This is a genomic window from Pseudomonas sp. B329 (assembly GCF_023127835.1).
Classification (GTDB): domain Bacteria; phylum Pseudomonadota; class Gammaproteobacteria; order Pseudomonadales; family Pseudomonadaceae; genus Aquipseudomonas; species Aquipseudomonas synxantha_A.
The window spans coordinates 115,605-141,437 of record NZ_SPKP01000011.1; the positions used below are offsets into that span (position 1 = coordinate 115,605).

At 61.4% G+C, this 25,833-nt stretch carries 26 protein-coding genes; 11 read left to right on the forward strand and 15 right to left on the reverse strand.

What is annotated here, in order from left to right; genetic code table 11:
• Positions 1-231: 231 nt before the first annotated feature.
• Both E4P00_RS06930 and E4P00_RS06935 read right to left on the reverse strand, forming a co-directional pair.
• Complete coding sequence (locus E4P00_RS06930) at positions 232-1,020, reverse strand: transporter substrate-binding domain-containing protein (protein ID WP_078821952.1); 789 nt, start codon at positions 1,018-1,020, stop codon at positions 232-234.
• Positions 1,021-1,112: 92 nt separating this feature from the next.
• Positions 1,113-1,736 (reverse strand): TetR/AcrR family transcriptional regulator, encoded by a 624-nt coding sequence (locus E4P00_RS06935; RefSeq protein ID WP_005789994.1) that lies wholly within the window; start codon positions 1,734-1,736, stop codon positions 1,113-1,115.
• A gap of 153 nt (positions 1,737-1,889) precedes the next feature.
• Between E4P00_RS06935 and E4P00_RS06940 the strand changes: the two genes are divergently transcribed.
• From E4P00_RS06940 to E4P00_RS06975, 8 genes are all read left to right on the forward strand, one after another.
• Positions 1,890-3,668 carry an acyclic terpene utilization AtuA family protein gene (locus E4P00_RS06940; protein ID WP_248131021.1) on the forward strand — a complete coding sequence of 593 codons (1,779 nt, stop codon included), beginning with the start codon at positions 1,890-1,892 and terminating at the stop codon, positions 3,666-3,668.
• Positions 3,669-3,680: 12 nt separating this feature from the next.
• Positions 3,681-4,553 carry an SDR family oxidoreductase gene (locus E4P00_RS06945; RefSeq protein WP_103733698.1) on the forward strand — a complete coding sequence of 291 codons (873 nt, stop codon included), beginning with the start codon at positions 3,681-3,683 and terminating at the stop codon, positions 4,551-4,553.
• Between the two features lie 4 nt (positions 4,554-4,557).
• Positions 4,558-6,174 (forward strand): acyl-CoA carboxylase subunit beta, encoded by a 1,617-nt coding sequence (locus E4P00_RS06950; RefSeq protein WP_248131023.1) that lies wholly within the window; start codon positions 4,558-4,560, stop codon positions 6,172-6,174.
• A 17-nt stretch (positions 6,175-6,191) separates the two neighbouring features.
• Complete coding sequence (atuD, locus tag E4P00_RS06955) at positions 6,192-7,349, forward strand: citronellyl-CoA dehydrogenase (protein WP_032880087.1); 1,158 nt, start codon at positions 6,192-6,194, stop codon at positions 7,347-7,349.
• Positions 7,346-8,107 carry an enoyl-CoA hydratase-related protein gene (locus E4P00_RS06960; protein ID WP_216091899.1) on the forward strand — a complete coding sequence of 254 codons (762 nt, stop codon included), beginning with the start codon at positions 7,346-7,348 and terminating at the stop codon, positions 8,105-8,107. The genes atuD and E4P00_RS06960 overlap by 4 nt, the downstream gene beginning before the upstream one ends.
• Positions 8,108-8,215: 108 nt before the next feature.
• Positions 8,216-10,099, forward strand: a complete 1,884-nt coding sequence (locus E4P00_RS06965; protein ID WP_248131025.1) for an acetyl/propionyl/methylcrotonyl-CoA carboxylase subunit alpha — start codon at positions 8,216-8,218, stop codon at positions 10,097-10,099.
• A 74-nt stretch (positions 10,100-10,173) separates the two neighbouring features.
• Positions 10,174-10,716, forward strand: a complete 543-nt coding sequence (locus E4P00_RS06970) for an exonuclease domain-containing protein (protein ID WP_005790007.1) — start codon at positions 10,174-10,176, stop codon at positions 10,714-10,716.
• 64 nt (positions 10,717-10,780) lie between these two features.
• Positions 10,781-11,062, forward strand: coding sequence for a pyrimidine/purine nucleoside phosphorylase (locus tag E4P00_RS06975; protein WP_032880083.1), 282 nt, complete (start codon positions 10,781-10,783; stop codon positions 11,060-11,062).
• A gap of 48 nt (positions 11,063-11,110) precedes the next feature.
• Here the strand turns inward: E4P00_RS06975 and E4P00_RS06980 are convergent, their stop codons facing one another.
• Entirely contained in the window at positions 11,111-11,917 is an 807-nt protein-coding gene (locus tag E4P00_RS06980; RefSeq protein WP_005790011.1) for an MOSC domain-containing protein, read from the reverse strand.
• Between the two features lie 38 nt (positions 11,918-11,955).
• Entirely contained in the window at positions 11,956-12,891 is a 936-nt protein-coding gene (locus E4P00_RS06985) for a chemotaxis protein CheV (RefSeq protein ID WP_005790014.1), read from the reverse strand.
• Between the two features lie 548 nt (positions 12,892-13,439).
• Between E4P00_RS06985 and E4P00_RS06990 the strand changes: the two genes are divergently transcribed.
• The 3 genes from E4P00_RS06990 to E4P00_RS07000 all read left to right on the forward strand — a co-directional run bounded on the left by E4P00_RS06990 (position 13,440) and on the right by E4P00_RS07000 (position 15,764).
• Positions 13,440-13,889 (forward strand): hypothetical protein, encoded by a 450-nt coding sequence (locus tag E4P00_RS06990; protein WP_103733692.1) that lies wholly within the window; start codon positions 13,440-13,442, stop codon positions 13,887-13,889.
• Positions 13,890-14,214: 325 nt separating this feature from the next.
• A complete protein-coding gene (locus E4P00_RS06995; RefSeq protein ID WP_248131189.1) occupies positions 14,215-15,108 on the forward strand; it encodes a sensor histidine kinase in 894 nt (297 codons plus the stop codon).
• The gene (locus E4P00_RS07000) at positions 15,105-15,764 is read left to right on the forward strand and encodes a response regulator transcription factor (protein WP_005790019.1); all 660 of its coding nucleotides are present in this window, start codon (positions 15,105-15,107) and stop codon (positions 15,762-15,764) included. Before E4P00_RS06995 ends, E4P00_RS07000 begins: the two co-directional genes overlap by 4 nt.
• Here the strand turns inward: E4P00_RS07000 and yegS are convergent.
• The 11 genes from yegS to E4P00_RS07055 form a co-directional block, all read right to left on the reverse strand.
• Positions 15,723-16,643: a lipid kinase YegS gene (yegS, locus tag E4P00_RS07005; protein WP_032880078.1), complete on the reverse strand. Its 921-nt coding sequence runs from the start codon at positions 16,641-16,643 to the stop codon at positions 15,723-15,725. The two genes, E4P00_RS07000 and yegS, sit on opposite strands and share 42 nt — an antisense overlap.
• 243 nt (positions 16,644-16,886) lie before the next feature.
• Positions 16,887-17,279, reverse strand: a complete 393-nt coding sequence (locus E4P00_RS07010; RefSeq protein WP_005790023.1) for a DUF2802 domain-containing protein — start codon at positions 17,277-17,279, stop codon at positions 16,887-16,889.
• Positions 17,280-17,762 (reverse strand): chemotaxis protein CheW, encoded by a 483-nt coding sequence (locus E4P00_RS07015; protein ID WP_005790025.1) that lies wholly within the window; start codon positions 17,760-17,762, stop codon positions 17,280-17,282. It lies immediately after the preceding gene.
• A 79-nt stretch (positions 17,763-17,841) separates the two neighbouring features.
• Positions 17,842-18,633: a CheW domain-containing protein gene (locus E4P00_RS07020; RefSeq protein ID WP_248131027.1), complete on the reverse strand. Its 792-nt coding sequence runs from the start codon at positions 18,631-18,633 to the stop codon at positions 17,842-17,844.
• Positions 18,633-19,421 (reverse strand): ParA family protein, encoded by a 789-nt coding sequence (locus tag E4P00_RS07025; protein WP_005790028.1) that lies wholly within the window; start codon positions 19,419-19,421, stop codon positions 18,633-18,635. The genes E4P00_RS07020 and E4P00_RS07025 overlap by 1 nt, the downstream gene beginning before the upstream one ends.
• A gap of 51 nt (positions 19,422-19,472) precedes the next feature.
• Entirely contained in the window at positions 19,473-20,360 is an 888-nt protein-coding gene (gene motD, locus E4P00_RS07030) for a flagellar motor protein MotD (RefSeq protein WP_248131029.1), read from the reverse strand.
• A 16-nt stretch (positions 20,361-20,376) separates the two neighbouring features.
• Positions 20,377-21,117 carry a flagellar motor protein gene (locus E4P00_RS07035; RefSeq protein WP_005790033.1) on the reverse strand — a complete coding sequence of 247 codons (741 nt, stop codon included), beginning with the start codon at positions 21,115-21,117 and terminating at the stop codon, positions 20,377-20,379.
• A complete protein-coding gene (locus tag E4P00_RS07040; protein WP_216091904.1) occupies positions 21,117-22,247 on the reverse strand; it encodes a chemotaxis response regulator protein-glutamate methylesterase in 1,131 nt (376 codons plus the stop codon). The genes E4P00_RS07035 and E4P00_RS07040 overlap by 1 nt, the downstream gene beginning before the upstream one ends.
• 48 nt (positions 22,248-22,295) lie before the next feature.
• Positions 22,296-24,482: a chemotaxis protein CheA gene (locus E4P00_RS07045; protein WP_248131031.1), complete on the reverse strand. Its 2,187-nt coding sequence runs from the start codon at positions 24,480-24,482 to the stop codon at positions 22,296-22,298.
• Between the two features lie 11 nt (positions 24,483-24,493).
• Positions 24,494-25,282 (reverse strand): protein phosphatase CheZ, encoded by a 789-nt coding sequence (locus E4P00_RS07050; protein ID WP_032880071.1) that lies wholly within the window; start codon positions 25,280-25,282, stop codon positions 24,494-24,496.
• An 18-nt stretch (positions 25,283-25,300) separates the two neighbouring features.
• Positions 25,301-25,675 (reverse strand): chemotaxis response regulator CheY, encoded by a 375-nt coding sequence (locus E4P00_RS07055; protein ID WP_005790040.1) that lies wholly within the window; start codon positions 25,673-25,675, stop codon positions 25,301-25,303.
• Positions 25,676-25,833 lie beyond the last annotated feature (158 nt).

Genomic DNA, 25,833 nt, shown 5'->3' on the forward strand with positions numbered 1-25,833 from the left:
CTGCGCTTTTCAAAAGTGACCCGCTGTAAAAGCGGAACCCTAAGTGGCCGTTACCGCAGGAATGGATATGTACTCGGTCTGATCCAACATCCTGGTCGGCTCTTAGGCCGCCATCGGGGGCAAGCCCCCTCCCACATTTGGATCTTGGCGTGTCAGGTAGATATGCGCCAGCTATCCGACCGTCACGGGAGCCAGCTCCCTCGGCCCCATCAAAAAGGTTTCAAATCCCCCTCAGGGCACTGGCGTCAGATCAATACGATACGGCTCGAAAATCTTCAGCATCTGCCCATTGTCCCGCAAGCCCTTGAGCAATGCGGAAAACGCCTCTGCCGTGATCGGTGCCTTGGGCCGCAGCAACGCGTAATGGTGATACACCTGGTCAATGCGCTCGGACACCAGAAATTGCCCGGCCATGTCCACATTGCGCACCAGAAAATCACTCAGGTACGAACGCGTCACCAAGGCAATATCAGCCCGCCCACGCGCGACCATCAACAGGTTGCTGTCATGGGAATAAGTCAAGGTGGCGTTGAAGTGCTGGGCCATGTTCCTGGGATCCGGGTTGAAACCCGCAAAGGCATAGTGATAGCCGCTGAAGACTGCCAGGCGCTTGCCGGCAAGGTCGGCAAAATAGCTTTCGTCGCGACCGGGCTGACGTTGGGCGACGAAGATTTCTGCGTCTTCCAGGCCCATGTCGACGCTGGTATGGGCAATATCCCGCCAGCCCCAGGACGGGTTTTCGAAGATCGCCATGTCGACCCGGCCTTGCTCGAAATCACGGAAACGCCGGGGAATAGATGTGGGTACCAAGACAAACTGGTAGTCGGTTTGCGCAGCGTTCAGGGCCTCGATCAATTGCGGCAGCAAACCGGTATCGGCACCTTGTTCAGGACGTACGGTGTAAGGCGGAAAGTGCGCCGCGCCGATCCTCACCAATTGCGCAGCGCCCGCCTGCGTCCACGCGGCGCTGCCCAGTGCCCATAATGCAAGTCCTGCAGCCAGCCGCCATGGCGAAAACATCGAGGCACACACCGTTGAATATTCTGATGGCGCTAAGCTAGGCGTTTTTATCGGGGGAGACAACGTTCGCCCTCAAATTAATAGCGTGCACCTCAATCCGCCTTTAACACCATCAGCAGGGCCTCTTCGGCCAATTCTTCAAGGGTCAGGCTGCCCTGGGTACGGAACCAGGTAGTGGTCCAGGACAACGCGCCCGTCAGGAAGCGCCGAGTAATAAACACGTCACCGCGGATATACCCGGCGGTCTTGGCCTCACCCAATACCTGCAACCAGATATCTTCATAAACATCGCGCAAGGCCAGCACCTGGGCCTGGCCCTCGGCCGACAGCGAACGCCATTCGTAGACCAGCACCGCCATGGCCTCGCCGCTGCCGCCCATGATCGACTGCAACTCGCAGCGAATCAGCGCCAGCACACGCTCGCGCACAGTGCTCGCCTCCTCCAGCGCGGCGCGCATCATTGCGGTGTTGTAGTGGATGGTTTCTTCCATCACCGCCCGCAGAATCTCGTCCTTGCTCTTGAAATGATGAAAGATGCTGCCCGACTGTATGCCCACGGCGCTGGCAAGGTCACGCACGGTAGTGCGCTCAAAACCCTTGTTGCGAAACAGGTGAGCCGCGGTTTGCAGCAATTTGCCCCGGGCGCTCTCGGGGTCGGTCAATCGGCCACCGGCGACCATGGCGCGCATCACCCCCAGGGCTTTGTGCTCATCCATGCTGCTCTCCTTCACTTGTGCTGACATCTTGGGCGGCAATTTAGGCCGTGGCCGCCACCCAAGCAAGCGCTTGGGTAAAACTTGTGCGCACAGTTTACAAACCAAGCGCTTGCTTGGTAGTCTCGACGCCAGCCCCTGGAGGACGGATTTCTCATGAGCAAAACGGTTCGTATCGGCTGCGCCAGCGCCTTCTGGGGCGACACCTGCACGGCGGCCGCTCAATTGGTGCACGGCGGCGCCCTGGATTACCTGGTGTTCGACTACCTGGCGGAAGTCACCATGTCGATTCTCGCCGGAGCACGCATGAAAGACCCCAAGGCCGGTTACGCCACGGACTTTGTCGAGGTCCTCACGCCCTTGCTGGCGGATCTCCAACGCCAGGGCATCCGCGTGATCAGCAATGCCGGCGGCATCAACCCCAAGGCCTGCGCCGCCGCCTTGCAAGCGGCCTGCGACCAGGCCGGCATTGCGCTGAAAATCGCGGTGCTGCTCGGCGATGACCTGCACCCCCAACTCAAACACCTGCCCAACGTCACCGACATGTTCAACGGCACCCCGCTGCCACCTTTGTGCGTGTCCGCCAATGCCTACCTCGGCGCGCCGGGGATTGCCCAGGCCCTGGAACTCGGCGCCGACATCGTCATCACCGGCCGGGTGGTCGACAGCGCGGTGGTCAGCGCGGCCCTGGTGCATGAGTTCAACTGGTCATGGCAGAACTACGATCATCTGGCCCAGGCCGCCCTGGCCGGGCATATCATCGAATGCGGTGCCCAGTGCACCGGCGGCAATTTCACCGATTGGCGCGACGTACCGGACTACGAGCACATCGGCTTCCCCATCGTCGAAGTCAGCGCCGACGGCCAGTTCACCGTCAACAAAGTCGAAGGCAGCGGCGGCCTGATCAGTGAACTCAGCGTGGCCGAACAACTGCTGTATGAAATCGCTGATCCGCGCGCCTATCTGCTGCCGGATGTGATCTGCGATTTCAGCCAGGTCAAGTTGCAGCAGCAAGGCAAGCATTCAGTGCGCGTGCACGGCGCCAAGGGGCTGCCACCCACCGATCAGTACAAGGTCAGCGCCACCTATCCTGATGGTTTCCGCTGTACCGCCAGTTGCCTGCTTGCCGGGATCGACGCGGTGGCCAAGGCCGAGCGGGTCAGCCAGGCGATCATCAACAAGACCGAGCAACTGTTCAGCCAACGCGGTTGGGCGCCCTACACCGACGTGAACATTGAGCTGCTGGGCAGCGAAGCCACCTACGGCGCCCATGCCCGGCGTGAGGATTGCCGCGAAGTGGTGATGAAACTGGCCGTGAGGCACCCGAGCAAACAGGCCCTGGTGCTGTTCGCCCGCGAGATCGCGCAAGCGGCCACCGGCATGGCGCCGGGGCTCACCGGCATCGTCGGCGGGCGGCCTACGGTCTACCCGTTGATTCGGCTGTTTTCGTTTCTGATCGACAAGGCGGCCTGTGCACTGAGCATCGATTATCAAGGCCAACGCCATGCCGTCGAACTGCCCGCCGCGCTCCCCCTACGCACGCCCGCTGCCCCCATCGAACCGCCCAAACCCCAAGGCCGCGCCGACGCCAGCGTGCCCCTGGTGAAACTTGCCGTGGCGCGCTCCGGTGACAAGGGCAACCACAGCAATATCGGCGTGATCGCCCGCCACCCCGACTACCTGCCATGGATCGCCGAAACGCTGACCCGGGAGGTGATCGTCGACTGGATGAGCCACGTGCTCGACCCCCGTCACGGCCGCGTCGAGCGCTGGTATCTACCCGGCAGCCACAGCCTGAATTTCCTGCTGGAAAATGCCCTGGGCGGCGGTGGTATCGCCAGCCTGCGCATCGACCCGCAAGGCAAAGCCTTTGCCCAGCAACTGCTGGAAATCCCCATCGCCGTGCCGCAACACATTGCCGACCAACTCACCTAAAGGACCGTCGCCGTGGCCTTCGACTCGATCTTCAAAGCCGACCTGTTCCAGGGGCAAACCGTGATTGTCACCGGAGGCGGCAGTGGCATTGGCCGCTGCACCGCCCATGAGCTGGCGGCCTTGGGCGCTCGCGTGATCCTGGTGGGTCGCAAGCCGGAAAAACTGCAGAAGGTCGCAGCGGAAATTGTCGAAGATGGCGGCGTCGCCCATTGGCATGTCTGTGATATTCGTGATGAAGAGGCGGTGAAGGCGCTGGTCACGCAGATTCTGCACGACCATGGCCCCATCCATGGCCTGGTCAATAACGCCGGCGGCCAATACCCCTCGCCCCTGGCCGCCATCAACCAAAAGGGCTTTGAAACCGTACTGCGCACCAACCTGGTGGGTGGTTTCCTGGTGGCGCGGGAAGTGTTCAACCAGTCGATGAGCAAGCACGGTGGATCAATCGTCAACATGCTCGCCGACATGTGGGGCGGTATGCCCGGCATGGGCCATTCCGGCGCAGCGCGCGCGGGCATGGATAATTTCACCAAGACCGCCGCGTTTGAATGGGGCTATGCCGGGGTGCGCGTCAACGCCGTGGCGCCCGGCTGGATTGCCTCCAGCGGCATGGACACCTATGAAGGCGCGTTCAAGGCCGTGATCCCCACCTTGCGCGAGCATGTGCCGCTCAAACGCATCGGCACCGAGTCGGAAGTCAGCGCGGCCATCGTTTTTCTACTCAGCCCGGCCGCGGCCTTTGTCAGCGGCAGCACGCTGCGCATCGACGGTGCCGCCAGCCTGGGCAGTCGGGCATGGCCGCTGCACAAGGCGCAGGCGCCGAGCCAACCCTTCAATGGGTTCCACCGCGCCTATCTGCCGGATGTGCTCAAGACGGAGCAATAACACGATGCCGACGATTGAAACCCTGGTCGATCCCCACAGCCCACAGTTCGCACAGAATCGCGCCGCCATGCTGGCCGCCATTGCCCAGTTGCATCAACTGGAACACAACCTGCTGGCCAAGGCTGAGGAGGCCAAGCCCAAGTTCGACAAGCGCGGCCAATTGCTGCCCCGCGAGCGCCTCAACCTGCTGCTCGACCCGGGCGCGCCGTTTCTGGAACTGGCCAGCCTGGCCGGCTACAAACTCCACGACGACAAGGACGGCAGCGCCGCCGGTGGCGGGCTGATCGCCGGCATCGGCTATGTCAGCGGCGTGCGTATGTTGGTGGTGGTCAACAACAGCGCGATCAAGGGCGGCACCATTTCCCCATCGGGCCTGAAGAAATCCCTGCGCCTGCAACAGATCGCCATGGAGAACAAACTGCCGGTGGTGACCCTCGCCGAAAGCGGCGGCGCCAACCTCAATTATGCCGCCGATATTTTCGTCGAAGGCGCGCGCAGCTTTGCCAACCAGGCGCGCATGTCGGCGATGGGCCTGCCGCAGATCACCGTGGTGCATGGCTCGGCCACGGCAGGCGGTGCCTATCAGCCGGGCTTGTCGGATTACGTGGTGGTGGTGCGCGGCAAGGCCAAGCTGTTCCTTGCCGGGCCACCACTGCTCAAGGCCGCCACCGGCGAAGTCGCCAGCGACGAAGATTTGGGCGGTGCGCAGATGCACGCGCAAACCGCCGGCACCGCTGAATACCTGGCGGAAAATGATGCCGATGGCGTGCGTATCGTGCGAGAAATTGTCGGCCTGCTGCCGTGGAATGACCGGCAGCCGCCAGCGGTAAAAAACACCTATGCCGAGCCGCTGTACCCCATCGACGAGTTACTGGGGCTGATCCCCGATGATCCGAAAAAGCCCTACGACGTGCGCGAAATCCTCGCGCGCCTGGCCGACGCCTCTCATTTCCTGGAGTTCAAAAGCGAGTTCGACGCCCATACCGTCTGCGGCCATCTGCATATCCAGGGCCGCGCCGTTGGTGTGATCGGCAACAACGGCCCTATCACGCCGAAAGGCGCGAGCAAGGCCGCGCAGTTTATCCAGCTGTGTGATCAGAGCCGTACGCCGCTGCTGTTCCTGCACAACACCACCGGCTTCATGGTTGGCACCGAGTCCGAACAGCAAGGGGTGATCAAGCACGGTGCAAAGATGATTCAGGCGGTGGCCAACGCCCGCGTGCCCAAGCTCACGGTGGTGGTCGGTGGCTCCTACGGTGCCGGTAACTATGCGATGTGCGGGCGCGGCCTTGACCCCCGCTTTATATTCGCCTGGCCCAACAGCCGCACAGCGGTCATGGGCGGCGCGCAAGCCGGCAAGGTGCTGCGCATCGTCACCGAGGCCAAGCAGTTGAAGGACGGCCTGGTGCCCGACCCAAAGGTGCTGGACATGCTCGAACAGGTCACCGCGCAGAAGCTCGACAGCCAGTCCACGGCGCTCTACGGCAGCGCCAATCTGTGGGATGACGGGTTGATCGATCCACGGGATACCCGCACCTTGCTTGGGTTCCTGCTGGATATCTGCCATGAGGCTGAACTAAGGCAACTGCAACCGAACAGCTTTGGTGTGGCGCGATTCTAATCAGGAGAACAATAAAAATGATCTTCACCCAGGAACACCAGGAACTGCGCCGCACCGTGCGCGCCTTCGTCGACCGCGAGATCAACCCCCATGTCGACGAGTGGGAAAAAGCCGGGCGCTTTCCCATCCATGAGATCTTCCGCAAGGCCGGCGACCTGGGCCTGCTGGGCATTTCCAAGCCGCAGCAGTTCGGCGGCATGGGCCTGGACTACAGCTACTCCATCGTCGCCGCCGAAGCGTTCGGCAGCATCCGCTGTGGCGGCATCCCCATGTCCATCGGCGTGCAGACCGACATGTGCACCCCGGCCCTGGCTCGCTTCGGCTCCGATGAATTGCGCGAAGAGTTCCTGCGCCCGGCCATCAGCGGTGAACAGGTCGGCTGCATCGGCGTGTCGGAAACCGGCGCCGGCTCCGACGTGGCCGGGCTCAAGACCCATGCGCGTAAAGACGGCGAAGACTATGTGATCAACGGCAGCAAGATGTGGATCACCAACTCGCCCAGCGCCGACTTTATCTGCCTGCTCGCCAACACCTCCGATGACAAGCCGCATATCAACAAGTCGCTGATCATGGTGCCGATGAACACGCCGGGCATCAGCGTCAGCCCGCCCCTGGAAAAGCTCGGCATGCACAGCTCCGAAACCGCCCAGGTGTTCTTCGACGACGTGCGTGTGCCTCAGCGCAACCGCATCGGCCATGAAGGCGCAGGCTTCATGATGCAGATGCTGCAGTTCCAGGAAGAACGCCTATTTGGCGCGGCCAATATGATCAAGGGCCTGGAGTACTGCATCGACAGCACCATCGAATACTGCAAAGAGCGCCAGACCTTCGGCAAGGCGCTGATCGACAACCAGGTGATCCACTTCCGCCTGGCCGAACTGGCCACCGAAATCGAGTGTCTGCGTGCGTTGGTCTACCAGGCTACCGAGCAGTACATCAAGGGCCAGGACGTGACTCGCCTGGCGTCCATGGCCAAGCTCAAGGCCGGACGCCTGGGCCGTGAGGTCAGCGACAGTTGCCTGCAATATTGGGGCGGCATGGGCTTCATGTGGGACAACCCGGTGGCCCGCGCCTACCGCGACGTGCGCCTGGTATCGATTGGCGGCGGTGCCGACGAAATCATGCTGGGCATCATCTGCAAACTGATGGGCACCCTGCCCGGTAAAAAACCATGAGTACCCTGCTGCTGGAAGCCCATAACGGCGTGCTGCATATCACCCTCAACCGGCCCGAATGCCGCAATGCAATGAGCCTGGCCATGGTCAAGGAACTGCGTGCAGTACTGGCGCAATTGGACAGACAGGTACGCGCCGTGGTGATCAGCGGTGCGGGGGGGCATTTCTGCGCGGGGGCCGATGTGAAGGACCTGGTCGGCGCGGGGGATCAGTTACACGCGTTGAACCGCGCGTTTGGCACCTTGCTGCAAGAGGTGCAAGCGCTGCCGCAGGTGGTGATCGTAGTGCTGCAAGGCGCGGTGCTGGGCGGTGGGTTTGGGTTGGCCTGTGTGAGCGATATTGCGATCGCCGAACACAAGGCGCAGTTCGGCTTGCCGGAGACCACCCTGGGGTTGTTGCCGGCGCAGATAGCGCCGTTTGTGGTCAAGCGCATCGGCTTGACCCAGGCACGGCGGCTGGCGCTGACGGCGGCGCGGTTTGATGGGGTCGAGGCTGGCCGTTTGGGCGTGGTGCATTTTGTCGAGCACGATGCCCAGGCACTGGCGCAGCGGCTGGATGAAGTGTTGGGGCAGGTATTGCAGTGCGCGCCGGGGGCCAATGCGCGAACCAAATCCCTGTTGCTGGCAAGCGTGGATGAGCCGCTTGATGCAGTACTGGACCGCGGGGCGCAGTGGTTTGCCGAGGCGGTGAGAAGCGAGGAAGGGATTGAGGGGACGCAGGCGTTTGTGCAGAAGCGAAAGCCGGGTTGGTCTCGATGACGCCATCGCAGGCAAGCCAGCTCCCACAGGGAACACATTTCAAATGTGGGAGCTGGCTTACCTGCGAAGAGGCCCCAACACACGCCACATCCAGTAAGGGATAACCCAATGCCCGCCTTCACCAAAATCCTGATCGCCAACCGCGGCGAGATCGCCTGCCGTATCCAGCGCACTGCCCAAGCCCTGGGCTACCGCACCGTGGCCGTGTACAGCGACGCCGACACCCATGCCCTGCACGTGCAGATGGCCGACGAAGCCGTGAATATCGGCCCGGCTCCCGTACAACAGTCATACCTGAACATCGCCGCCATCCTCGACGCCGCCCGACGCACCGGCGCCGACGCCATCCACCCCGGCTACGGCTTCCTTTCGGAAAACCCCGACTTCGCCCGCGCCTGTCAGAACGCCCATATCGTTTTCATCGGCCCCAGCAGCGAAGCCATCGAGCTGATGGGCAGCAAGCGCCTGTCGAAGATCGCCATGCTCGACGCCGGTGTGCCCTGTATCGCCGGTTACCAAGGCAGCGCCCAGGACGACGCCACGCTGCAACAGGAAGCCGAGCGCATCGGCTTCCCGCTGATGATCAAGGCCAGCGCCGGTGGCGGCGGGCGTGGCATGCGCCTGGTACACCAACCTGAACAGCTGCTGGAGCAACTGCGCACTGCGCGCTCTGAGGCAATGAACGCTTTTGGCAGCGACGAACTGATTCTTGAGCAGGCCCTGATCGACCCGCGCCACGTTGAGGTGCAAGTGTTCGGCGATCGCCATGGCAACCTGATCTACCTGGGCGAGCGCGACTGCTCGATCCAGCGCCGCCATCAGAAAGTCATCGAAGAAGCGCCCTGCCCCGTGATGACGCCCGAACTGCGCCAGGCCATGGGCGACGCGGCGCTCAAGGCCGGGCGGGCGGTGAGCTACGTCGGCGCCGGTACCGTGGAGTTTCTGCTCGATCGCAATGGTCGGTTTTATTTCCTGGAAATGAACACGCGCCTGCAAGTCGAACACCCGGTGACCGAGCTGATCACCGGCCTCGATCTGGTGGCCTGGCAACTGCACATCGCCGCCGGCCAGCCGCTGCCGCTGGCACAAGCCGATGTGGTGCTGAGCGGCCACGCCATGGAAGTGCGCCTGTACGCCGAAGACCCGGCCCAGGGCTTCCTGCCGCAAACCGGTGACGTGCTGCGCTGGGAGCCTGCCGCCTGCGTGCGCATCGACCATGGCCTACGCGAAGGCGAAACCATCAGCCCGTTCTACGACCCGATGCTGGGCAAGATCATCGCCCACGGCGCCACTCGCGAAGAAGCTCGCCGAAAGTTGCTGCGGGCAGTGGAAGACACCGTGCTACTGGGTGTCACCACCAATCAGCGGTTTTTGGTTGATTTGCTCAAGCAGCCGGATTTTATCGCCGGCGAGTTCAGCACCGCCTTTATCGCCGAACGCTTCGGCCAGCTACCGCCCCAGGCGCCATCGACTGAACAGCTCAGCCTGGCCGCAGCGCTGTTTTACCGGCACAGCGCCGACCAGCATCCCCAAGGCCTGGCGGGATGGCGCAACACCGCCAATGTGCCGTGCACCTACCGCCTGGAGGTCAATGGCCAAACCCACACCGTGAGTGTCGACGACCTGCAATTCACCATCGACGGTCGCTGGGCCACCTGGGTGCTCAACGGCATCCGGCGGCGTACCGCCTACTACATCGACGATACCCAACTGTGGCTGCCCGGCGTGAAGGTGACCAACCGCACCCAGCAGGTCGCCAGCCGCCAGGTGGATGCCAGCAGTGGCACGGTCAAGGCGCCGATGGATGGCGCCATTGTCGATATCCAGGTCAGCGTCGGCGACACAGTCACCAAAGGCCAACTGTTGCTGGTGCTCGAAGCGATGAAAATGGAGCACCCGCTGAAGGCCGGGATCGACGGCATCGTCAAGGCGGTGCAGGTCATGGCGGGCGATCAGGTGCGCAATCGTCAGGTTTTGCTACAGATCGAATAACGCCCTAGGCGGAACTACAGGGCCGGGCTACGCTCTATCCCCATCAGAAAGGGACGAGTACGGGAACCTGCACCATGCCTCATTGGCTGATTATTGACCTTGAAGCCACAACGGATGACGGCGGTTGGCCCGTGACGGAGATGGAAGTCATCGAGATCGGCGCCAGCCTGGTCAACCGCCAGGGCCGCGAACTGGATCACTTTCAGCGCTTTGTGCGGCCACTGCGACGGCCGTTGCTGACGCCCTTTTGCCGCAAGCTGACCCATATCACCCAAGCCAATATCGATGCAGCCACACCGATCACCGAGGTGTGGCCGCTGTTCGAGCGCTGGCTGGGCCAGCACCAGGCACGCCTGGAAGGCTGGGCCAGCTGGGGTGATTACGATCGCGTGCAACTTGAACTCGAATGGCAGCGCCATGGCCTGTCCAGCGCCCTGGGGCAAACGCCCCATGTAAACCTCAAGCAACGCTTTGCCAAGGCCCGGCGCCTGGACAAACCACTGGGGCTCAATGGTGCGCTGCAATTGGCGGGGATGCAGTTCAATGGCCAACAGCATCGCGCCCTGGAAGACGCGCGTAACACCGCACGCCTGTTACCGTTGATTTTGCCGGTCTAGGCAGCTCCCGTGGGCTTGGGCATACTGGCCGACCTTTCCAGACCCTTTTTCCGAGGATTCACCCATGTTCAAAGTCAACGAGTACTTCGACGGCACCGTCAAGTCGATCGCTTTCGGCACTGCAGAAGGTCCGGCGACCATCGGCGTGATGGCTCCGGGTGAATACGAATTCGGTACCGCCCAGCGTGAAATCATGCATGTGGTCTGCGGCGCACTGATCGTCAAACTGCCCGACGCCGAGTGGGAAACCTTCGCCGCCGGCAGCCAGTTCAACGTACCGGCCAACAGCAAGTTCCAGTTGAAGGTCGCCGTAGACACCGCTTACCTGTGTGAATACCGCGGCTAAGTATCACCGGTAAACAAAAATGCCCGTCTCCAGCGAGACGGGCATTTTTTATTCCAGGACCGTCACCGGCATCCCGACTTCCAAGTGGCCGATGCCATCGTTGACCAGGTTCTGGCCGAACATCGCGCCCTTCTCGGTCTTGCGATAGGTCTCCAGCGTCGCGAAGGGTTCGCGGTCGGGGCTGCGCTCGCCGGTGCGGGGATCAATGGTGGTGAGGATGCAACGCGAGCACGGCTTGACCACCCGGAACTCCACATCGCCGATGCGCAAGCGCTTCCAGCCATCCTCGGCAAAGGCTTGGGCGCCTTCGATCACCAGGTTGGGACGAAAACGCAGCATCTCCATCGGGCGGCCGATCTTCTCACACAAGTCATCCAGGGAGCCTTGGCCGATCAGCAACAGCGGGTAGCCGTCGGCAAAGCCGACCTTGTCGTCATCCTTGCCGTAGCCGGCTTCGGTGGTGCGCGCACGTTCCAGGGGAAGCTGCACCAGGCGCGTAGGCTTGCCGATAAACTCGCTGACCCAGGCGGCCGCCTCATCGCCAGCATCGGGTACGCGCAGGGTGTCGCGCCAGATGGTCACGCCGCGCAGTTCACTGGCACCCTCCGGCAACGCCACCTCCAACGATGAGTAGCCCGGCGAACTCAAGGTCAGGCCGCCCGCGTCGTTCCACAGCGCCGACAGTTGGCTCATCTTCGCCACCGCCCGCTGCGTCAGGAACCGCCCACTGGCTTCGTCCACCAGCATCCAACGTCGATCCCCTTGCAGGCCGAGTTTATCCAGGCCGATGTGCTGCAAGGCTTCGGCCTTGCCGGATTTGAGGGGGTAACGGTACAACGCGCTGAGACGAAGCATGGGCCTGCCTTCCTGGGAAACAAAGTGTCATCCTAAAGTCAGGCGGGCACTTCGTCCAACATCAGTCGCTCGCGCACCACATCCACCAGCTTGTCCGGCTGGAATTTGGAGAGGAAATTGTCGCAGCCGACCTTTTTCACCATTGACTCATTGAAGCTGCCCGACAGCGAGGTGTGCAGCACCACATAGAGGCCGCGCAGGCGCGGGTCGTTGCGGATTTCGGTGGTGAGGCGGTAGCCGTCCATCTCGGGCATTTCGGCGTCGGTGAAGATCATCAGCAGCTTGTCGGTCATCACCTGGCCGCTGTCGGCCCAGGCTTTGAGCATGTTCAACGCCTTGAGACCGTCGCTGGCGATGTGCATCTTCACCCCCAACTGTCCCAGGGTATCGCGCAACTGCGACAGGGCCACGTTGGAGTCGTCCACCAACAGCACTTCGCGACCACGGGCACGTTCGAGCACCGGGTCTTCGAGTTTTTCCCGCGAGACCTTGGCGTTATAGGGCACGATCTCGGCGAGGACTTTTTCCACGTCGATGATTTCCACCAACTGGTCATCGACCTTGCTGATGGCAGTAAGGTAGTGCTGGCGACCGGCGCTGGTCGGCGGCGGCAGGATGGCTTCCCAGTTCATGTTGACGATGCGGTCAACGCCGCCCACCAGAAACGCCTGCACCGAACGGTTGTATTCGGTGACGATGATGGTGCTGTTGGGCCCCGGCACCAAAGGGCGCATACCGATGGCCTGGGACAAGTCGATCACCGGCAAGGTCTGGCCCCGCAGGTTGACCACCCCGCACACGAATGGGTGGCGCTGGGGCATCAGGGTCAGCTTGGGTAACTGCAGCACTTCCTGCACTTTGAACACGTTGATCGCGAACAACTGCCGACCGAAGAGGCGGAACATGAGAATTTCCAGGCGATTCTCACCCACCAATTGCGTGCGTTGATCTACCGTGTCGAGAATGCCGGCCATTAAAAGCTCCTGGTGTACACGCCGCAGGCGCGTTGAGAGGGTGTGCAGTCGTATAGGTACATTATCGGCGGCAAGCGCCGGACCTTGACCCCAATAAAATGCCATGTAAATCCATTGATGTCACACTGACATCATGCTTTACTGCTTCGGCCCTTAATACTGTTTCAAGGCGCCGTGCGCGACAGTCGAACCGACGTGCAGTTCCACCATATAGGGGGTTCCCCTATACGCAATCAGGCCCAACCTGATATTCGCGATATCTAATAGCCATTAATGTGACGCCATTCTCATTGCATGAATGGAGTCAGGCTTTTGTTTGCCATCCCCAGCCCTTGGCCCACGGGCCTTTCAGGCACTCACGTATCGGCAACTGAAGTCGTGTCATCCCGTACCCCAGGGGCTACATACGACTTTCGTGAGCATTTCAATAAACGTCCTACTGAAACATCGGAAGCGACCTACAAGTCCAAGTCGTATTTCAGCGCTAGTTTTAAGCCATTCACCCGGTGCGACATCTCATCACCCGACCTTACGTTGCGGAGACTTGCATGATGAATAGCGCAAACGAATGGCAAACAGCACTTCTCGCATTTCTGGGCGAGGCTCAACTGCTTCTGGGCAAATCCGAAGAGTGTTTGAGCCATCTGCATTTGATCCGCAACGACAGCGACGCCATCGACTGCATGAAAGCCAGCTTGGCCAAACTGGCTGAAAAAGCCGATGGCCTGGCGCTGCAGGCAATCAGCGAGTTCTCGGGGCATCTGCAAAATCTGATCGCCAATGCCCAAAGCCCTCTGCAGTTGCATGACGAGGCGCTGGACGCGCTGCATGACTGCCTGACCCTGCTGGCCTGGCAACTGGAACTGATCGACACCCGCACCGGTGAACTGAGCCTGGATGACAGCGAGCAAACTTCATTGATCGCAACGGTTGCCTTGCAGATCCCGCAAAAGGATTTGAGCCGTACACCGCCGCAGCATCTGCATCATGGGTCGTGAGCGTCGTGCAGGTCGTATTTAACTGCCGAGTTATCTAAAAACGACCGGCTTGGACGCAATGGGAAAATATCAATTAGCCATCAATGTAATAATTATACAAACCAACTTCGTTAATACAACTTTCCGCTTTCAACTCTGGGATTAACGGCCAGAGTATTTGTGTGGGCCATAAACCAATCAGGCGACCAACGGTAAGCGGGGTGGTACTATGCCCCGCTCGAAGTGATTTAACTTCAACATGCTTAAAGACGATTTGGCAGCGCACTCCAAACAGAGCCCGGTCAACCGGCCTCACCGCAGTGAACCCTCATTGGCTCCATCCGCTATGTACGCGAGTTTCAAGTCACTTATCGCCAGGTCCGTGTCCCGCAGCCATGTGCGCCGACTCACCCTTGCGCTGTGCCTGTGCTCATTGCTGGGCAGCCTGTGGGCCTATCTGCAGGACGCGCCGCTGCCGTTGCCGATCCTGCTGCTCAACTTCGCCACGCTGGTGGTGGTGGGACTGCAACAGTGGAATTCGCGCAAAGCCATCAAGTTCGAGCCCCAGGAGCTGGCCGACCGCTTGCTGCAAGTGCAGGAGAACGAACGCCACCGGCTCAGCCGCGAACTGCATGACGATATCGGCCAACTGCTGACCGCCGCCAAACTGCAAAGCGAATGGTTGCAGCGCCGCCTGCCCCCGGACCTGAACACCCATTGCACGGTGCTGTGCAATACGCTCAATGAAACCCTGGCCAAGGTGCGCGACGTCTGCGCCATCCTCAACCCCCGCCAACTGACCAGCCTGGGCCTGGAAGCCAGCCTGCGCGCGCACCTGCTCAAGACCCTGGAAAACACCCAGGTGTGCTGGAGCCTGGAGTGTCAGCAACGGCTCACCGGCATCCCCGAAGAAGTGGCCGTGGCGGTCTTTCGCATCACCCAGGAAGCGGTGACCAACATGCTTCGCCATGCAAAGGCGCGCAACCTGCTGGTGCGCCTGCAACGCCTGCCTGAAGGCCTGTCGCTGATGATCTGCGATGACGGCCAGGGGTTCTCGCCTGCCCCCGACCCGGGCCGGGAAGGCCAACGGGGCATGGCCGGTATGTGCGAACGGACACACCAGCTGGGGGGCACCTTTTCCATCAGCAGCCAGCCTGGCAACGGCACCCGTATCAACGCACTTTTCCCCTGGGCGCCCCGCGCTCTCGAACGGGCCAGCGCCCCTAAGGTTCTCGAGTGACCTGCAATTTACTCCTGGTGGATGACCACGCACTGATTCGCGCCGGTGTGCGTGCGCTGATTCTGGATATTCCCGGCTACAGCGTCATCGGCGAAGCCAGCGATGGCGCACAACTGCTGGCGCAATACAGCGCCTTGCAGCCGGATATCGTGCTGCTCGATCTGTCGATGCGGCACACCGGTGGGCTGGATGCCTTGCAGCAACTCAAGCGCTTTTACCCCAACTGCAAGGTGCTGATTCTGTCGATGCACACCGAACCAGACCTGATCATGCGCGCGCTGGAGTCCGGAGCCCACGGCTACCTGCTCAAGGACACCACCGCCAACGAGCTGGAACATGCGCTGCTGGCCCTGCGTAACAACGAACGCTACCTGAGCCCCGCCATCGCCCACACGGTGATCAACCAGGCGCTGATCCGCAGCCAGAGCCCCAGCGCCCCCGTTGCCCACAGCCATAACCTGACGGCGCGGCAACTGGAGATTTTGCGTTTGATCGTACGTGGCAAGTCCACCCGGGAAATTGCCCATGGCCTGGGCTTGAGCATCAAGACAGTGGAGGCCCATCGCTCGCAGATCATGAAGCGCTTGCAGATTTTCGACGTGGCGGGCCTGGTGTTATTCGCCGTGCGTGAGCAAATCATCAGCCTGGACGACTAACGGCGAACCCAGCGGCAGATGCACGCGAAGCGCCTTGGGCAACGCTTCGAAATGCAGGTCGTCGCCTTCCAGCGGCTCGCCATCGAGATTGATGTACAAGCCTTGGGCGACCTTGATATTGACCCATGGCAGACGTGCGCGAACGAACATGGTGTCCAGCCCCCAGCCATTGTTCATCAATTCACGCAGGGTGCCGACCACTTCCTGGGGGGCTGGCAGGATGCTGACGTCGAGCAATCCATCATCGGCCAATGCGCCGGGGCACAGGACATGCCCGCCACCGGCCTGGCGACCGTTGCCGATACCCAGCGCGAGCAGCTCGCCTTTCCAGTGGAAATCCGGGCCTTCCAGCTCCCCGTAGGCGGCCTTCAATTCACTGAAGCGCGACAAACCGGTGAACAGGTAGGCGGCGCCGCCTAGGACTTTCTTCAGGTCTTCGGAGGTGTTGGCCGTGACCTGGCTACCGAAACCGCCGGTGGCCATGTTCAGGAAGATCTGCCCGCCCACCTGGCCGAGGTCGATGGCCTTGGGCTCGACGTCAAGCAACGCCAGGGCGCCGGCCGGTTCCAACGGCACGCCCGCGGCCTTGGCAAAGTCATTGGCGGTGCCCAGGGGCATCAACACCAGGCTGGCGTCGGCCTTGGCCAGCGCCATGGCCTCGGCCACATCGCGCAGCGTACCGTCGCCGCCGCCGGCGATGATATGGGTGTAGCCGTCAGCCAGGGCTTCATCGACCAGCCGCTGGGCATCACCACCCTCCCACGTCACCCGCACCGCCAACTCCCAACCCTGCTCACGTCGGGCCAGCACGGCGGCACGCACGTCCTCGTTCAGGGCTTGTTTGCCGTGAAGGATCAACAGGGCTTTGGGGGTAGTCATTTGAGGGTATCTCCTGGGTCAAGGTGCTTGAAGGATGTTGACCCTTGGAGAACGGGAAAAGTCTGTGGCTGGAGAAAAATTGACTGATGATCAACAGGTGGGAGGGGGCAACCTCCAATGTCCACTGTAGGAGCGAGCTTGCTCGCGAGAAACCCATAGGCGCCGTGTTTATGCAGGAAGCACGCGTCATGTTGAGGTTTTTCGCGAGCAAGCTCGCTCCTACATTGAACCTGACCAACCGAATCAGCTCTTGTGCAACTTGCTCATCAACTGCGCCTCGGCCTGGGTCAAGCCGCACGACTGGGTCAGTTCGTCCACCGTCGCCCCCATCCCCACCAGCTTGGCCGCCTGGGCAAAGGACAGGTTCGAAGGGTCACGTTGTTCCAGTTGCACCAACTTATCCGGCAAAGGCCCGAGAATCGCGCGCAGTTCATGCACTTCATCGCCGACCCGCACCGCACTCTGCTGGTAATGATCCACGCGCTTGACCAGCTCCAGAATGCGCCGATCACGCACGGCATCGCGTTCGGCCTGTTGCAAGGCCAATTCCCGTTGCTGACGCATATAGCGCAGTACAAACGCCAAGGTCCCGGCCCACAACAGGGCCAGGACAATCACCGCTGCCTCAAGGAACAATCAGATGCTCTCCAGTTCCGACCACTCTTCTTCGCTCATCATCTTGTCCAGCTCAACCAGGATCAGCAGTTCGTTGTTCTTGTTGCACACGCCCTGGATGAACTTGGCCGATTCTTCGTTACCGACATTCGGTGCGGTTTCCACTTCCGATTGGCGCAGGTAAACCACTTCGGCCACGCTGTCGACCATGATCCCGACCACTTGCTTGTCGGCTTCGATGATCACAATACGGGTGTTGTCGCTGACTTCAACCGTGTCCAGGCCAAAACGCTGGCGGGTGTCGATGACTGTCACCACATTGCCACGCAGATTGATGATGCCCAGCACATAGCTCGGTGCACCCGGTACCGGAGCGATCTCGGTGTAGCGCAGCACTTCCTGCACGCGCATCACGTTGATGCCGTAGGTCTCGTTGTCGAGTTTGAAGGTAACCCATTGCAGGATCGGATCATCCAAACCTTGTGCGGACGCTGACTTGTTCATTCGTGTAACCCCTTCAAATGCCGCTATCGACGGCGTGTATGCTATTGCGCCGCGCAACCGCACGGCCCTTATTGTTCAATCAACTACGTTTGTTCTGTGGCATCGCCTTGACCGCACCGCTGGCAATCAACTCGGCCAGTTCAGCGACATCCAACAATGCGCACATGTGCTCAATCACGGTGCCCGCCAGCCAGGGGCGCTGGCCGCGGTGGCTGCGCCATTTGATTTCATTGGGGTCCAGGCGCAACGAGCGGCTGACTTGATGCACCGCCAGCCCCCACTCGTAGCCCTGCACCGAAATCACGTATTGCAGGCCCTGGCGGAAATCGTCGCGGTAGCGGTCGGGCATCACCCAGCGCGCGGTGTCCAGCACCTTGAGGTTGCCGGCCTGGCTGGGCAGGATGCCGAGAAACCACTCCGGCTGACCAAACAGCGGTGTCAGCTCCTGGCCTTCCAAAGAATAGATCGAGCCCAGGCACACCAGCGGCACTGCCAGGGTCAAGCCGGCGACGTCGAACAGCAGGCACTCGAACGGCTCGGCCGCCCACGCCGGGCGGCCGTCACCGGTTACCGGCGGTGGCGTGATACTCGGCGGCAGGTGCACGTCCACCACCGGTTCGACCACCATCGGCGCCACCACCGCAGGGGTGATCGGCACCACGACTGGAGCCTCCACCACCTGCGCATCGCGCGCCTGCTCTTCCATGACGGCCTGCTGGAAATCGTCCAGCGTAGTGTCAGGCTCGACAGCAGGCTCAAGTATCAGAATCGGTTCCGGCAGCGCTTCGTCAGTCGCATCCTGCAGCAGGGCATCCAGGTAGGATTCCAGCGCCAGTTGCGGCCGGGTCTTGAATTCGACAGGACGGTTCATCACGCCACCTGCGCCACAAGCTGCTGCGACAGCAGATGCTTGAGCAACGCACGGTAGGCCAGCACACCACGGCTCTTGCCATCGAACTGCGACGGCGTGAGCCCCGCACGGCTGGCATCACGCAGGCGCGTATCCACGGGGATGTAGCCGTTCCAGATGGTGTCCGGATAGGCATCGCGCAATACACGCAAAGTGCTGAGGGATGCCTGGGTACGGCGGTCGAACAACGTCGGCACGATGCTGAACGGCAGCGCCTGTTTGCGCGAACGGTTGATCATCGCCAGGGTGCTGACCATGCGTTCCAGGCCCTTGACCGCCAGGTGCTCGGTTTGTACCGGGATCACCAATTGCTGGCTGGCCGCCAGGGCGTTGACCATCAGCACGCCCAGCAACGGCGGGCTGTCGATGATCGCGTAGTCGAAATCCTGCCACAGCTGCGCCAGGGTTTTGGCGATCACCAGGCCCAGGCCGCTCTGCCCCGGCGACTGGCGCTCAAGGGTGGCCAGCGCGGTGCTCGATGGCAACAGCGAAATGCTCTCGTTGCTGGTGGGTAGCAGCAATTGCCCGGGCAAATCCGCCGGCACGCTGCCCTTGTGCAGGAACAGGTCATAGCAGCTGTGTTCCAGCGCATCCGGGTCGTAACCGAAATAGCTGGTCATGGAACCGTGGGGGTCGAGGTCGACCACGACCACACGCTTGCCCGCTTCGGCCAGCAAGCCGGCTAAGGCGATGGAGGTGGTGGTCTTGCCCACTCCACCCTTTTGATTGGCAACTGCCCAGACTCTCATTCGGTTGGTTCCTCCCGGCGGGCACAGGCGCGACCGAGACATGGCATAAGGTTATTGAGCCGGTGACGGAGAATTGACGGCGCTTGCCCGAACCGGCGACTTTACAGGGGCCGGTGCAGTTTGTGTGCCAGCGCGCTTCAACGCCGCATCCGGTGTTGCATTGGCCGTGCCGGTGCCGGTCAGGCTGCGACGTACATCCAGGTTGCGCGACACCACCAGCACCACCCGGCGGTTGCGTGCCCGCCCTTCCACCGTGGCGTTATTGGCCACCGGCTGGAATTCACCATAGCCCACCGACGCCAGCCGCTGAGGGTTCACACCCTGCATGGCCAACATGCGCACGATGCTCGATGCACGGGCCGATGACAGTTCCCAGTTGGTCGGGTACTGCGCGGTGCTGATGGGAAAATTGTCGGTGAAGCCTTCCACATGGATCGGGTTTTCAAACGGTTTAAGGATCGCCGCCACCTTGTCGATGATGGTGAACGCCTGGTCACTGGGCAACGCATCGGCACTGGCAAACAACAGGCTGGAGTTGAGTTCGATCTCCACCCACAACTCGTTGCCGCGTACGGTCATCTGATTGGAACTGATCAGGTCACCAAAGGCGGCACTGATGTCATCGGCGATGCTTTTGAGCGGGTCACTGGTGCCGCCGACACCGGCAGCGATCTCATCGCTGTCGTTAACCAGCGACTTGGCCGGGGTGACGGTCTTGGGCCGCTCGTCACCGATGGGAATCGGCTTGAGCGCACGCTCGGTATCGTTGAACACGCCCACCAGTGCCTGGGAAATGATCTTGTACTTGCCTTCGTTGACCGACGAAATCGAATACATCACCACGAAAAACGCAAACAACAAGGTGATGAAGTCCGCGTAGGACACCAGCCAGCGCTCGTGGTTGACATGTTCTTCAGGCTCGCGACGGCGACGGCTCACAGGCGGTTCCTCCCCATCAATCCATGAAGCCCTGGAGCTTCAATTCGATGGAGCGCGGGTTCTCGCCCTCGGCAATCGAGAGGATGCCTTCGAGCAGCATTTCGCGATAACGCGACTGGCGCATGGCAATTGACTTGAGCTTGCTGGCCACCGGCAACAGCACCAGGTTGGCACTGGCCACGCCGTAGATGGTCGCCACAAACGCCACGGCAATACCGCTGCCCAGTTGCGAAGGATCAGCCAGGTTGCCCATCACGTGGATCAGGCCCATCACCGCGCCGATGATGCCGATGGTCGGCGCGTAGCCACCCATGCTTTCAAAGACTTTGGCCGCATTGATGTCACGGCTTTCCTGGGTGTAGAAATCCACCTCCAGGATGCTGCGGATCGCTTCCGGCTCAGCGCCGTCCACCAGCAATTGCAGGCCCTTGCGTGCGTAGCTGTCGGGCTCGGCATCGGCCACGCCTTCCAGGCCCAGCAAACCTTCCTTGCGGGCAGTGAGGCTCCAGTTGACCACGCGGTCGATGCCGCCGGGCAGGTCGACCCGTGGCGGGAAAATGATCCACACCAGGATCTGCATGGCCCGCTTGAACGAGCTCAGCGGCGACTGCAACAGCGCCGCGCCCACGGTGCCACCAATCACGATCAGCGCTGCCGGGCCATTGGCCAGGGCGCCGAGGTGGCCGCCTTCGAGGTAGTTGCCGCCGATGATGGCGACAAACGCCATGGTGATCCCGATCAGGCTCAAGACATCCATCAGAGGCAGGCCTCCACCAGATGCTTGCCGATGTCGTCCAGGCTGTAGACCGCGTCAGCCAGGTCAGCCTTGACGATGGCCATGGGCATGCCATAGATCACACAGCTGGCTTCGTCCTGGGCCCAGATGGCGCTGCCACCTTGCTTGAGCAGGCGTGCGCCTTCACGGCCATCGGCGCCCATGCCGGTGAGCACCACCGCCAGAACTTTGTCACCGTAGGACTTGGCCGCCGAACCGAAGGTGATATCCACACACGGCTTGTAGTTCAAGCGCTCGTCGCCCGGCAGGATTTTGATCGCACCACGGCCGTCCACCATCATCTGCTTGCCACCCGGCGCCAGCAGCGCCAGGCCAGGACGCAGGATGTCGCCATCCTCGGCTTCCTTGACGGTGATCCGGCACAGCTTGTCCAGGCGCTCGGCGAACGCCTTGGTGAACGCCGCGGGCATGTGCTGCACCAGCACAATCGGCGCCGGGAAGTTGGCCGGCAGCTGGGTCAACACCCGCTGCAAGGCCACCGGGCCGCCGGTGGAGGTACCGATGGCAACCAGCTTGTAAGCCTTGCGCTTGGGCGCTGGCGAATGGGTGCTCGGTGCAGCGGCGGCACGTACCGGCGCCACCGCAGGCCGAGCCACCGGCGCAGGGGCCGGGCGTGCAAACGATGAGGTCGGTGCAGCCGCTACGGGCGCAGGCGCAGGTGCCGGCGCAGGTGCACTGAACAGGCTACGACGGTTACTGCGGGAAATGCTGTGCACCTTCTCGCACAGCATCTGCTTGACCTTGTCGGGGTTGCGCGAGATGTCTTCGAAATTCTTCGGCAGAAAGTCCACCGCGCCGGCATCCAGCGCGTCGAGGGTCACCCGTGCGCCTTCGTGAGTCAGCGACGAGAACATCAATACCGGGGTGGGGCAGCGCTGCATGATGTGACGCACGGCGGTAATGCCGTCCATCATTGGCATCTCGTAGTCCATGGTGATCACGTCCGGCTTCAACGCGATGGCCTGATCGATCGCCTCTTTACCGTTGGTGGCCGTGCCGACCACCTGGATCGTTGGATCGGCGGAAAGAATTTCCGAGACGCGGCGGCGGAAGAAACCCGAATCGTCCACCACCAGGACCTTGACTGCCATAAACACTCCGTTAGGTGGGGCGGGCATGACCGCCCTGCCCCACCAGAATCAAATACGCCGTGCGGCGTAACGCTTGAGCATGCTTGGAACATCGAGAATCAACGCGATCCGACCGTCACCGGTAATGGTCGCGCCCGACATGCCCGGGGTGCCCTGCAGCATCTTGCCCAAAGGCTTGATCACCACTTCTTCCTGGCCCACCAGTTGATCGACCACAAAGCCGATGCGCTGGGTGCCCACGGACAGAATCACCACATGGCCTTCACGCTGCTCTTCATGCTTGGCCGACGCCACCAGCCAACGCTTGAGGTAGAACAATGGCAATGCCTTGTCGCGCACGATCACCACTTCCTGGCCGTCCACCACGTTGGTGCGCGACAGGTCGAGGTGGAAAATTTCGTTGACGTTGACCAGCGGGAAAGCGAACGCCTGGTTGCCCAGCATCACCATCAGGGTCGGCATGATCGCCAGGGTCAACGGCACCTTGATGACGATCTTGGAGCCCTGGCCCTTGGTCGAGTAGATGTTGATCGAGCCGTTGAGCTGGCTGATCTTGGTTTTCACCACGTCCATGCCGACGCCACGGCCGGACACGTCGGAAATCTCGGTCTTGGTCGAGAAGCCCGGGGCGAAGATCAGGTTGTAGCACTCGGTGTCAGTCAGGCGGTCGGCGGCGTCCTTGTCCATCACGCCGCGCTTGACCGCGATATTGCGCAAGATGGTCGGGTCCATGCCTTTGCCGTCATCGGTGATCGACAGCAGGATGTGGTCGCCCTCTTGCTCCGCCGCCAAAATCACTTTGCCGTTACGCGACTTGCCGGCGGCTTCGCGTTCTTCCGGGGTTTCTACCCCATGGTCGACCGCGTTGCGCACCAAGTGGACCAGCGGGTCGGCGAGGGCCTCGACCAGGTTTTTATCCAGGTCGGTTTCTTCGCCCACCAGTTCCAGGTTGATTTCTTTCTTGAGCTGGCGCGCCAGGTCGCGGACCAGGCGCGGGAAGCGGCCAAAGACTTTCTTGATCGGCTGCATCCGCGTTTTCATCACGGCGGTTTGCAAGTCGGCGGTGACCACATCGAGGTTCGACACGGCCTTTTGCATGGCTTCGTCGCCGCTGTTCAGGCCCAGGCGCACCAGACGGTTACGCACCAGCACCAGTTCGCCGACCATGTTCATGATGTCGTCCAGGCGTGCGGTATCGACGCGCACGGTGGTTTCGGCTTCACTGGCGGGCTTTTCCGCCGCGGCCGGTGCCGCTGCACGGGCAGGTGCCGGCGCGGGTGCCGGTTTGGCGACTGGCGCAGGCGCTTTGGCAGCCGCCGGTGCGGCAGTGGCGACCGCTGCGGCGGCAGCCGGGGCCACTTCGGTGAACTTGCCTTTACCGTGCAGCTCGTCCAGCAGCGCTTCGAACTCGTGATCGGAGATCAGCCCGTCGTCGGCAGGCCCAGCCTTGGTGGTCGGGGCGGCAGCCGTGGCTGCGACTTCCGGCAGGGCTTCGGCCACAAAGGTGCCTTTGCCATGCAGTTGGTCGAGCAGTGCTTCGAACTCATCGTCGGTAATGTCGGTGCTGGCATTGGCATCCGGCACTTGCGGCGGCGCCACAGGGGCCACGGCATCGGCCGCGAACTGGCCCTTGCCATGCAACTGGTCGAGCAAGGATTCGAATTCTGCGTCTGTAATGTCTTCGCTGGTCGGCGTGGCGACAGGCGCCGCCGGGCCTTCGGCTTCGGCCTTGACCGCATCGAGCGAGTCGAGCAGCTGTTCGAACTCGCTGTCGGTCACGTCCGGCTCGGCTTCTACCACCGGCTCAGGCGCCGCTTGCACAACCGGCGCAGCAGCAGCAGCAGCAGCCGGTTCAGCCAGGCGCGCCAGGGCGGCCAGCAGTTCCGGGGTAGCCGCCGTGATCGGCGCACGTTCACGCACCTGGCTGAACATGCCGTTGACCGCATCCAGTGCTTCGAGAATCACGTCCATCAATTCCGAATCAACGTGACGCTCACCCTTGCGCAGGATGTCGAACACGTTCTCGGCGATGTGGCAGCACTCCACCAGCTCATGGAGCTGGAGGAAGCCGGCGCCCCCTTTTACAGTGTGAAAACCGCGAAAAATTGCATTGAGCAGGTTCGCATCATCCGGTCGGCTTTCCAGCTCGACCAGTTGCTCGGACAGTTGCTCTAGAATTTCGCCGGCCTCTACAAGGAAATCCTGAAGGATTTCTTCATCGGCGCCGAAGCTCATGGGTGTGCTCCTTAGAAGCCTAAACTGGATAACAGGTCATCTACGTCATCCTGACCTGACATAACGTCTTCACGTTTATCGGCATGAATCTGCGGACCTTCACCCTTGGCGAGATGTTTTTGTGGATCTTTTTCCGAGAGGATCGCTTCGCGGTCGTGTTCGATGCCGGCAAAACGGTCGACCTGGCCGGCCATCAGCACCAATTTGAGCAAGTTGCTTTCCACTTCGGTGACCAACTGGGTCACGCGCTTGATCACCTGGCCGGTGAGGTCCTGGTAATCCTGGGCCAGCAGGATGTCGTTGAGGTTGCTGGCCACCGTGCGGTTCTCTTGCTCGCTGCGCGACAGGAAACCGTCGACCCGACGCGCCAACTCACGAAATTCCTCAGCGCCCACTTCACGGCGCATGAAGCGGCCCCAGTCAAGGCTCAGGGCCTGGGCTTCGCTGGCCATGCCGTTGACCAGAGGCGTGGCGTTTTCCACCAGGTCCATGGTGCGGTTGGCAGCGGCCTCGGTCAGCCTGACCACGTAGGACAGCCGCTCAGTGGCATCGGTGATTTGCGAAATTTCTTCGGCCTGGGGCATGCGCGGGTCAATCTGGAAATTGACGATCGCACTGTGCAGCTCGCGTGTGAGCTTGCCCACTTCCTGGTACAGGCCGCGGTCACGGGTCTGGTTAAGCTCATGGATCAACTGCACCGCATCGGCGAACTGGCCTTTTTCCAGGCTGTCGACCAACTGGTGAGCATGTTTTTTCAGGGTCGACTCAAAGTCGCCCTGTGACGTTTCGTTATGCTCCATAGCTCCCCCGTGGCGACATCAATGACCGATGCGTTCGAAGATTTTTTCAATCTTCTCTTTCAAGGCCAGCGCCGTGAATGGCTTGACCACGTAACCGTTGACCCCGGCTTGGGCGGCTTCGATGATCTGTTCACGCTTGGCTTCGGCGGTCACCATGAGCACAGGCAGGCTGCGCAGCTTTTCATCGGCGCGCACGTGGCGCAGCAGGTCAATACCAGTCATACCCGGCATGTTCCAGTCGGTTACCAGAAAGTCGATGCTGCCACTGTTGAGGATCGGAATCGCCGTAATGCCGTCATCCGCCTCGACCGTGTTGGTGAACCCAAGGTCACGCAACAGGTTTTTAATGATCCGCCGCATCGTTGAGAAGTCATCAACGATGAGGATTTTCATGTTCTTGTCCAATTCGACCTCCAAGCAGTCTTAAACGCGCCCAGCACCTGGACGCGCCATTTCAATCAACAGGCGTTACACAAAAAGGACTGCCCAGGGCACCACGGTACTCACCCGCAAAACCCTGCGGTTTCGCGGTAGCGTCTGCAGTGTCCCCA

What these genes read in the sequence shown, in the direction of transcription:
- E4P00_RS06930 (WP_078821952.1), bottom strand. Translation starts at nt 1,020, where the DNA reads ATGTTTTCGCCATGGCGGCTGGCTGCAGGACTTGCATTATGGGCACTG.
- E4P00_RS06935 (WP_005789994.1), bottom strand. Translation starts at nt 1,736, where the DNA reads ATGGATGAGCACAAAGCCCTGGGGGTGATGCGCGCCATGGTCGCCGGT.
- E4P00_RS06940 (WP_248131021.1), top strand. Translation starts at nt 1,890, where the DNA reads ATGAGCAAAACGGTTCGTATCGGCTGCGCCAGCGCCTTCTGGGGCGAC.
- E4P00_RS06950 (WP_248131023.1), top strand. Translation starts at nt 4,558, where the DNA reads ATGCCGACGATTGAAACCCTGGTCGATCCCCACAGCCCACAGTTCGCA.
- atuD (WP_032880087.1), top strand. Translation starts at nt 6,192, where the DNA reads ATGATCTTCACCCAGGAACACCAGGAACTGCGCCGCACCGTGCGCGCC.
- E4P00_RS06960 (WP_216091899.1), top strand. Translation starts at nt 7,346, where the DNA reads ATGAGTACCCTGCTGCTGGAAGCCCATAACGGCGTGCTGCATATCACC.
- E4P00_RS06965 (WP_248131025.1), top strand. Translation starts at nt 8,216, where the DNA reads ATGCCCGCCTTCACCAAAATCCTGATCGCCAACCGCGGCGAGATCGCC.
- E4P00_RS06970 (WP_005790007.1), top strand. Translation starts at nt 10,174, where the DNA reads ATGCCTCATTGGCTGATTATTGACCTTGAAGCCACAACGGATGACGGC.
- E4P00_RS06975 (WP_032880083.1), top strand. Translation starts at nt 10,781, where the DNA reads ATGTTCAAAGTCAACGAGTACTTCGACGGCACCGTCAAGTCGATCGCT.
- E4P00_RS06980 (WP_005790011.1), bottom strand. Translation starts at nt 11,917, where the DNA reads ATGCTTCGTCTCAGCGCGTTGTACCGTTACCCCCTCAAATCCGGCAAG.
- E4P00_RS06985 (WP_005790014.1), bottom strand. Translation starts at nt 12,891, where the DNA reads ATGGCCGGCATTCTCGACACGGTAGATCAACGCACGCAATTGGTGGGT.
- E4P00_RS06990 (WP_103733692.1), top strand. Translation starts at nt 13,440, where the DNA reads ATGATGAATAGCGCAAACGAATGGCAAACAGCACTTCTCGCATTTCTG.
- E4P00_RS06995 (WP_248131189.1), top strand. Translation starts at nt 14,215, where the DNA reads ATGTACGCGAGTTTCAAGTCACTTATCGCCAGGTCCGTGTCCCGCAGC.
- yegS (WP_032880078.1), bottom strand. Translation starts at nt 16,643, where the DNA reads ATGACTACCCCCAAAGCCCTGTTGATCCTTCACGGCAAACAAGCCCTG.
- E4P00_RS07015 (WP_005790025.1), bottom strand. Translation starts at nt 17,762, where the DNA reads ATGAACAAGTCAGCGTCCGCACAAGGTTTGGATGATCCGATCCTGCAA.
- E4P00_RS07020 (WP_248131027.1), bottom strand. Translation starts at nt 18,633, where the DNA reads ATGAACCGTCCTGTCGAATTCAAGACCCGGCCGCAACTGGCGCTGGAA.
- E4P00_RS07025 (WP_005790028.1), bottom strand. Translation starts at nt 19,421, where the DNA reads ATGAGAGTCTGGGCAGTTGCCAATCAAAAGGGTGGAGTGGGCAAGACC.
- E4P00_RS07035 (WP_005790033.1), bottom strand. Translation starts at nt 21,117, where the DNA reads ATGGATGTCTTGAGCCTGATCGGGATCACCATGGCGTTTGTCGCCATC.
- E4P00_RS07040 (WP_216091904.1), bottom strand. Translation starts at nt 22,247, where the DNA reads ATGGCAGTCAAGGTCCTGGTGGTGGACGATTCGGGTTTCTTCCGCCGC.
- E4P00_RS07045 (WP_248131031.1), bottom strand. Translation starts at nt 24,482, where the DNA reads ATGAGCTTCGGCGCCGATGAAGAAATCCTTCAGGATTTCCTTGTAGAG.
- E4P00_RS07050 (WP_032880071.1), bottom strand. Translation starts at nt 25,282, where the DNA reads ATGGAGCATAACGAAACGTCACAGGGCGACTTTGAGTCGACCCTGAAA.
- E4P00_RS07055 (WP_005790040.1), bottom strand. Translation starts at nt 25,675, where the DNA reads ATGAAAATCCTCATCGTTGATGACTTCTCAACGATGCGGCGGATCATT.